This window comes from Streptomyces soli (assembly GCF_003999195.1).
Lineage (GTDB): Bacteria > Actinomycetota > Actinomycetes > Streptomycetales > Streptomycetaceae > Actinacidiphila > Actinacidiphila soli.
In genome coordinates this window covers 1-8,132 of record NZ_RJVR01000105.1, presented here as the reverse complement: position 1 = coordinate 8,132, position 8,132 = coordinate 1, and the positions used below count along the sequence as shown (strand labels likewise).

At 72.2% G+C, this 8,132-nt stretch carries 5 protein-coding genes; 1 reads left to right on the top strand and 4 read right to left on the bottom strand.

The annotated features are described in order from the left end of the window. Positions 1 to 174 precede the first annotated feature (174 nt). Together EFK10_RS08815 and EFK10_RS08810 are read right to left on the bottom strand one after the other, a co-directional pair. Entirely contained in the window at positions 175 to 690 is a 516-nt protein-coding gene (locus tag EFK10_RS08815; protein ID WP_127355183.1) for a TrmH family RNA methyltransferase, read from the bottom strand. Then, the gene (locus EFK10_RS08810; protein WP_407647019.1) at positions 690 to 1,838 is read right to left on the bottom strand and encodes a DUF5925 domain-containing protein; all 1,149 of its coding nucleotides are present in this window, start codon (positions 1,836 to 1,838) and stop codon (positions 690 to 692) included. The genes EFK10_RS08815 and EFK10_RS08810 overlap by 1 nt, the downstream gene beginning before the upstream one ends. 90 nt (positions 1,839 to 1,928) lie before the next feature. Between EFK10_RS08810 and EFK10_RS08805 the strand changes: the two genes are divergently transcribed. After that, on the top strand, positions 1,929 to 3,323 hold the full coding sequence (locus tag EFK10_RS08805) for a GH39 family glycosyl hydrolase (protein ID WP_407647018.1): 1,395 nt from the start codon (positions 1,929 to 1,931) through the stop codon (positions 3,321 to 3,323). Positions 3,324 to 3,542: 219 nt separating this feature from the next. Here EFK10_RS08805 and EFK10_RS08800 read toward each other — a convergent pair whose 3' ends face one another. Together EFK10_RS08800 and EFK10_RS08795 are read right to left on the bottom strand one after the other, a co-directional pair. Then, entirely contained in the window at positions 3,543 to 7,022 is a 3,480-nt protein-coding gene (locus EFK10_RS08800) for a lipopolysaccharide biosynthesis protein (RefSeq protein ID WP_407647017.1), read from the bottom strand. Continuing rightward, positions 7,015 to 7,797, bottom strand: coding sequence for a polysaccharide deacetylase family protein (locus tag EFK10_RS08795; protein WP_127355184.1), 783 nt, complete (start codon positions 7,795 to 7,797; stop codon positions 7,015 to 7,017). Before EFK10_RS08795 ends, EFK10_RS08800 begins: the two co-directional genes overlap by 8 nt. Positions 7,798 to 8,132 lie beyond the last annotated feature (335 nt).

The window sequence follows — 8,132 nt, the reverse complement described above, 5'->3', positions numbered from 1 at the left end:
TCGATCTCCGCGGCGTCGCGTGCCTCCCCCAGCCTGGCGGCTGGGTGGGGGTCCTCCCCCTGGCTTCGCCGGGGGCACCCCCACCGGCCGAAGGCTGGGGGAGTGCCCCCACCGACTTGCGATCGCCGGCGCCAGACCCCGCTCCTTCTCCCACGGAGATCGGCCGGACAGGCCCTAGACCAGACCCACCAGCCGGTACAGCACCAGAGAGCCCGCGACCGCCGCGTTGAGGCTCGCTCCCGTCCCCACCATCGGGATCTCGACCGCGACGTCGAGCAGGTCCAGCGCCTCGGGCGGAATGCCGTGCTGCTCATGGCCGAGCACCACGACCGTCGCCCGCCTCGCGGCCGGCAGATCGGCCAGCCGAACCGCCTCGTCGGCGAGCTCGACGCCCACGATGTGCACCCCGCGCTCGCGCTGCTGCAGCAGCCAGCCCAGAGGATCCCCGGTGCGGTGGACGCACGGCCGCCGGCGCAGCGTGTTGCCGCGCGCCAGCGCCTCGTCGACCCACGGGAACGGCGGCACCGCCATGCAAGCGCCGACCGCGTCGCACGTACGCAGCAGGGTGCCCAGATTCGCACCGTGCAGCGGCCACAGCGGGGCCGCGTAGAGATGGTCCCAGCAACTGTGGGCGCGCGGGCGGCGGCTGCGCCGGAGCTCGGCCCGCGTACGGGGCCGAATCGCCGCCATCAGAGGTAGAGGCCGTCCGAGGAGGCGGCCGTTGTCGGCGAGGGGATGGCGGGGATCGCGGTGGGGGAGGAGCCGCGGCGGAGGGCGTACAGCTCGGCGAGGGTGGCGCCTTCGCGGCCGACGCCTTCGGGGGTGCCGAGCCAGTTGACCGCTTCCGTACGGGTGAGGGGGCCGACCTCGATACGGGCGAGGCAGCGGCCGGGGCGGACGACGGCGGGGTGCAGCCGCTCCAGGTCCTCGTTGGTGGTGATGCCGACCAGGACGTTGCGGCCCTGGCCGAGCAGGCCGTCCGTGAGGTTGAGGAGCCGGGACAGGGCCTGGCCGGTCTGGTGCTTGGCCTGGCCGCGGATGAGCTCGTCGCAGTCCTCGAGGAGCAGCAGCCGCCAGCGGCCGCCCGCGGTGCCGTCGTCCTCACCGATGGCGATGTCCATCAGATAGCCGACGTCGTTGAAGAGCCGCTCCGGGTCCAGGACGCAGTCCACCTGGCACCAGTCCCGCCACGACCGCGCCAGCGTCCGCAGGGCGGAGGTCTTGCCGGTGCCCGGCGGGCCGTGCAGAAGCAGCAGCCGCCCGGAGATGTCGTCGGCCGTGAGCTTCATCAGGCCGTCCATCGCGTCGGCGACCGGCGCGGTGTAGTTGGCCCGGACCTCGGGCCACGTCTTGGCGCTGATCTGCCGGGTCGTACGGTGCGGGCCACGCCTCGGCGACACGTACCAGAAACCCATCGTCACGTTCTCCGGCTGCGGCTCCGGCTCGTCCTCCGCGCCGTCCACGCATGACGCGAGCACCTCGTCGGCCAGCTCGGCGCTGACGGCCGCCACCGTCACATCGGCGCCCCGGCTCCACCGGGACACCAGCACCGTCCAGCCCTGCCCCTCGGCGAGTGTGGCGCTGCGGTCCTTGTCGCGCGCCGAGCGCAGCACGGCCGCCTCCGGAGGGAGCAGGGTCGCCCCCGACTTGACGCTGTCGAGCGAGGCGCCGCGCGAGTACGGCTGCTCGCCGGACGCGAAACGGCCCAGGAACAGGGCGTCCACGACATCGGACGGCGAATCGCTGTCGTCCATGTTGAGCCGGATGGACAGGGCACGGTGGGGTGTCGTCGGGTGTGCTTGCGGCACAGGCCTCCTCGAGTCGGACATGGCGTTCATGATCCGGCACAAGAGCCGCATCCGCACAGTGTTTTTCCGACTCGGACAAGTAACCCCTTCCGGGCATCTTCGCGGCTACAGTTCTGGGTAATGGGGCGTCATGCGAGCACACGTATGAGATTGACGGGAAACGGGCCGCCGGGGCGCCGAGGGGTCGCCGCCTTGCTGGGCATCGGCGTGGTCGGCGTCGTGGCGCTGGCCCTCCTGCTGTCGATGTGCGGAGGCGGCGACGGTACGAAGAGCGGCACCGGCGCCCACGCCCCCACCGGGAAGCGGACTACCGCTGAACTCGGCTTCGGCCTCACCCACACGGAGTTCAGCGCCGACCATGGCGCGGCGTACGCCAAGAAGGCCGCCGGCGAACTGCTCTCCCAGCACTCCCTCCCCCAGGACCAGGCCACCATGGGCTGGGGCGCCAGCAACCCCGAGCCCTCGCCCGGGACGTACGACTTCGCCGAACTCGACGACCGCGTCGCCCTCATCCGCAACACCGGCGGCACCCCCGTCATCACCCTCTGCTGCGCCCCCGACTGGATGAAGGGCGGCAAGGCCGGGCAGACGGACTGGTCCAACCTCGAGGCCGCCCCCACCCCCGACCACTTCGACGACTTCGCCGCCCTCGCGGCGAAGGTCGCCGAGCGCTACCCCGACATACGGCACTTCATGGTCTGGAACGAGTTCAAGGGCTTCTGGCACGACGGGCTCAAGCGCTGGGACTACGAGGGCTACACCCGGCTCTACAACCTCGTCTACCAGGCCATCAAGAAGGTCAACCCGGACAACATGGTCGGCGGCCCGTACGTCGTCATGGACAGCTTCCCCCCGGGCGACGGCGGGAACGGCGATGCGTCCGCCTCCCTGAAGGGGGACTGGGGCGCCGCCGACCAGCGCGCCCTCGACGTCGTCGACTACTGGCTCAAGCACAAGGCCGGCGCGGACTTCCTGGTCCTGGACGGCTCCAGCACGAACCACGACGACAGCCTCGTACCGGACGAGTTCGCGGCCACCGAGAAATTCGCCGCACTCAGCCGCTGGGCCGCTGCCCGCACCCCGCTCCCCATCTGGTGGGCGGAGTGGTACGTCGAGCCCCCCGCCTCCGGCTGGACCGAGCCCCACCGCACCGCGGTGCAGGCCTCCGCCATGATCCAGCTCGCCCTCGGCGGCTCCGCCGCCGCCTTCTACTGGAACCCGCAGTCGCGCGGCGCCACCTGCCCCGGCTGCCTCTGGACCAGCACAGAGCTCTCCGCCAACGGCGGCCGGCAACTCCCCATGCTGGACCTCCTCCGCCGCTTCGCGGCCGCCTTCCCCCCGGGCACCGCCTTCCGTACGGTCACCATCGCGAACGACGACAAGCCGAACGTCCGCGTCCTGGCCTCCGCCACGGCCGTCCTCGTCGTCAACGTCCTCGGCCGCGCGATCCACGTGAACGTCGACGGCCAGTCCTTCGACCTTGCCGGCTACGGCATCCGCTGGCTGCAACGCTGATCCGGTGCCGGGGGCGCCGCCGCGCCCCTGCTGGGTGGGTGGTTGCGGGCCGTGGGCGGCTGCGGGCCCGTGGGCGGGTTGGTTCCCCCACCCCGCCCCCTCCCGGGTCCAGGGGCGCTGCCCCTGGACCCGGGAGGGGGCGTTGTCGAGTGCGGGTCCGTGGCCGGGTTGTGCCAGCCCTCCCCCACCCAGCCGCCAGGCTGGGGGAGAACAGCGCGCTCAGCTCAGGGTGAGGAAGCGGTCGACCAGGGCCACGAGGAACACGACCACCAGCGGTGCCGCCATCGCCAAGGAGAGCCGCATGCCGCGCCGGCGGCGCTCCGGCGGGACCGTGACGCGGGCGAGTTCGCGCGCGCCCAGAAGGAGGAGCAGAGCGAGCCCGGCCACGGCGCCGACCGCCGTCCAGGCGGTCCAGGTGATGACGGGGAAGACGCGTTCGGGCTGCGGAGCGAGGACGGGCCAGTTGCTGGGCTGCTTGCGGAGTTCGTAGATCGCGGCGTCGTCGTTGACGAGCACGCGCCGCAGATCGGCGCGCGCGTCAAGGGAGCCGAGGAGCCTGCCGGGCCAGCTCGCAGGGAAGCCCGCGTCGAGCTGCAGGTACGTGGTCTGGCCGCGCGAGACGATCAGGTATGACTTCGGCCCGGCATCCCGAAGCGCTGTGACGACCGACTGCACCCGCACCGGATCGCTCGGCGCGAGCACCGGAACGTAGGTCACCTTCTCCATGTCACGCGCGTTCCAGGGCAGGCTGGGCGTGACGTCGTTGACGGGGTCGGTGCTGAGCCAGAGGACGCGGGCGGACGGCGAGTCGTGGGCGTAGACGTAGTCCATGGCGGCGACTTCGCCCGTGCGGACGCGCTCGAAGGGCTCGTTGCCCCAGCGGGCGACGAGGAAGCCGGCCATGAGGACGCAGCCGGCGACGAGCGCGGCGAGGGGGCCGAGCCAGGCGCGTGCGGGGGCGGTGCGGGGGAAGAGGGCGAGGGCGGCCAAGGCGCAAGCGCCGGGTAGGGCGAAGAGGAAGACGCGGAGGGCCATTTCGCCGCCGTACGACTGCATGCCGAAGCCGCAGAAGGGCACGAGGAGGAGCACGAGCAGGGCGCGGTCGTTGCTGCCGGCGAGGCGGCGACGACGGAGCCAGCCGAAGGCGGCGAGGGTGAGGACGCCGGCGGCGAGCAGCACGCGGGCGTAGAGCACAAGCTTGTGGACGCTGCTGCCGCCCTGGATGCGGCCGGAGACGCTGGAGGAGACGTTGCCGCCGAGGGAGCCGATGCCGCCGAAGAGTTCGTTGAAGTGCCCGGACCAGTAGGGCTCGGCGAGGAAGCCGATCCAGCCGACGAGCAGGACGCCGCACAGCAGCGGGAGGCCGCGCAGGGTGCAGCGCCGCACCAGCACCAGCACCGTGAGGGCGCCGAGCATCATGAACGGCGTGAGCTGGTGGCTGACCACCGACGCCGCGAACAGCCCGAACAGCAGCGCGAGCAGGACCGCCCGGTCGGATCGCCCGACGGCCGAAGCGGCGCGCGGCGAGCGGAAGAAGACCAGAAGTACGGCCACGAACATCAGGTAGATCAGATAGTTGAGGGACTGCGGCGAGAAGTAGTCCTGCCCGACCCAGCCGCACAGCACGAAGAGCCAGGCCGCGCACCACTTGGCCCGCCAGTCGGCGCGTACGGCGCGCAACAGAAGCATCAGGGGTGCGAGGTAGAGCAGTTGCATCGCCAGCGGCCACCACCGGAGGACCTCGGTGAGGTCGGTGACGCCGCAGGCGCGCGCCACGAAGGCGACGGCGGCGAAGAAGCCGGGCCAGGAGAAGCGGGCGTCCATGTCGGGGGCGGCGATGCCGGTGCGGCCGATGTAGTCGATGAACCCGGCGTGCTGCCAAGCGGTCGCGAAGCGCGGCTGCGCCTCCAGCACGGCGGGCACGCTGTGCAGAGACACCACCGTCGCCAGCAGTACGGCCAGCAGCAGCCACGGTCTGGCCGTACGCAGCCACAGCGCCGCCGCGAAGGCCACGACCAGCAGCAGCGCACCGGCCAGCGTGGCCTTCGGGAGTACGGAGATGAGCCCGAGGCCGTCCATGGCGTCGAGCTGCGCGTCGCCCATGCCGCGCAACGGCAGCCAGTACAGGGCGAGGGCGCAGGCCAGCAGGCCCCACACGGCAAGCGGTGCCCAGGGCGGCCGCGGGCTGAAGCGGGTCCGGGGAGGCGTCTGTTGCGGAGCCGGCTCGGCGACCGGAGGCGCGGCGGGAGGCCGCCGCTCGGGGTGATCGAAGTCGAGCCGTACGCCCAGGTGCAGCGTGTCCTGGTCAAGGGCGGCCGCTCGCTTGGCCCACCGGGTGCCGTAAACGACCTCCAGGTCGTCGCCGGCCGAGGGCACATCCACCGGCGCCGCTGAAGCCACCGGCGCCGCCATCACCCGCCGCAGCCCCACCAGCGAGATCAGCGCGATCACCACCAGGCTGGCCAGCTCCGCCCAGCCCGCGCCGACGATGCCCAGCGGCGACAGCAGAGCCAGGGTCAGGCCGAGCACCAGCACGCACAGCACGCCCTGCAACACGGCCAGCAACGCCGTCCGGCTCTGGGCGCGCAGCACCCCGAAGAAGACCTCGATCAGCACCCGGCTGAGCGAGCACAGCGCGAGCAGCCGCAGCAGCGGCGCGCCCTCGTCCGCGTAACCCTGCCCGAAGACCCCCAGGATCTGCGGCGCGAAGACGAGCAGGAAGACCACGATCGGCACCATGATCCTGGCCATCCGGCGCAGCGCGGCCCGGCAGTTCTCGGCGATCCGCGAGGGGTCGTGGGAGCCCTCGACCGTCAGCGAGGAGCCCATGTTGATGGCGAGCAGGTCGATGGTCCCGCCGATCGTCATGGTGACGTAGAAGTAGGCGTTGTCCGACGCGCTGATCTGCGAGGCGACCAGCACCGGCACCAGGTAGACGACCGCGAGCGCGAAGAGCGAGCCGGTCGAGTCGCCCGCGACGAACCGCCCCATCTCCCGTACTGTCGGCGGCTCCCCCTGGCCCGCCGTGGCCTCGACATGCCGGGGCACGAGCCGCCGGAAGACCAGCCAGCCCAGTGGCACCACCGACAGCCCGATCGCCGCCACCCACGACACGAACACCCCGGCCGTCGGTACCGCCGCCGCGATCACCACCAGCAGCGCCAGCTTGCCCGCCGAGAAGACGGTGTTCCCGACCGGCACCCACAGGGCGCTGCGCAGCCCGGTCAGCACCCCGTCCTGGAGAGTGAGCAGCGACCACCCGACCACCGCCGCGACGAAGCCGAGGCCATGGGCGGTCCCGTGCAGAAAGCGGTACGACGGCCCCCAGCTGTCCAGCGTCAGCAGGAAGACCGCCGCCGAGAAGGCCACGATCGCCGAACTCCCGGCGTACGTACGGAAGATCAGCCGCCCGGCGCGTCGCCCGGACACCGGGATGAAGCGGGTCAGCGCCCCGGTGAGGGTCACCGCCATCAGCCCCGCCAGGAACTTCATCGCGGCGATCGCCGCCGAGCCCTGGCCGACCGCGTCCTCGGTGTAGTGGCGGGCCGCGATCAGCCAGTAGCCCAGGCCCAGGACCGCGGAGACGCCCGTGTTCAGCATCAGCGCATAGGCGTTGCGGAACAGGTGGTTGGCGGCCCCCTCCTCTTCGGGGGTGACGGCGGGTGCCGTCTGCGCCTTCCGGGTCGTCGTCTCAGACACTGGTCTCGGGTACCTTCCGCAGGCACTGGCGCGTTCTGCGGACCATGGCATACCCCTTGGTCAGCGCCCGGTCCTTCGCGAAATTCCGGCCGACCGACCGGCCCTCCACCAGCCGCTCGAACTCCTCGATCCCCGTGCTCCGCCGCACCGTCACCCTTTCCAGCGCGTACGGCCCCTGGCGCCGCGCCGCCAGCGCGTTTCCCACGGCCAGCGACACGCCGAACCCGGCCGCCCGCACGGTGCGGCGCACCCGGCGGCTGGAATAGCCGTACGGATACGCGAACGACACCGGCGGCACCCCGCCGCCCAGCTCTTCGCGCAGGATCTCCTTGCACCGCAGCACCTCGAACCACAGCCTCTCGTCGCTGAGCTGGTCCATCTGCGGGTGGGTGTGGCTGTGCCCGCCGATCTCCACCCCCGCCGTGGCCAGTTCACGCACCTGCCCCCAGTCGAGCATCCGGTCCAGCGCCGCCCCCGGCACCTCGTGCGCTCCGCGCAGCCAGCCTGTCGCGACGAACGCGGTCGCGGCGAAGCCGTGTTTTTTCAGCGCGGGGAGGGCGTGCTGGTGCACGCCCTCGTACCCGTCGTCGAACGTGATCACCACTGGGCGGGGTGGCAGCGGGCGGCCCTCCCGCCAGGCGGCGGCGAGCGTTGCCGTCGTGAGCGGCGAGAAGCCGTGGTCGGCCAGCAGGTGCATCTGCTCCGCGTACGCCGCCGGGCTCACCGACAGCTTGTACGTCGCCGGCGCGGGCGCGTCGGCGACGGCGTGGTACATCAGGATCGGCACGGCTTCGCTGCGACGGCTCACCGGTTCACCCTCCTTGCCCGTGGCGGTCGGTTGGGTGCGGCTCCGTGGCCGGGGGTTGTCCTCTCCCCCAGATCTTCGTCTGGGTGGGAGTGCCCCCACCCGGACCCGCCGGGGGCTCTGCCCCCAGACCCCAGTCCTCAAACGCCGGACGGGCTGAGTTGCCCGGCCACACACCCGCACCCGACAACGCAACCTCATGCCACAGTCCCCTCTCCGCCGGCCGCAGGCCACCGCGCACGCAGCCGCGCGACGGCATACCCCGCCGCGGTCACCGCCGCGCCCGCGGCGATCGCGCCGGCGCG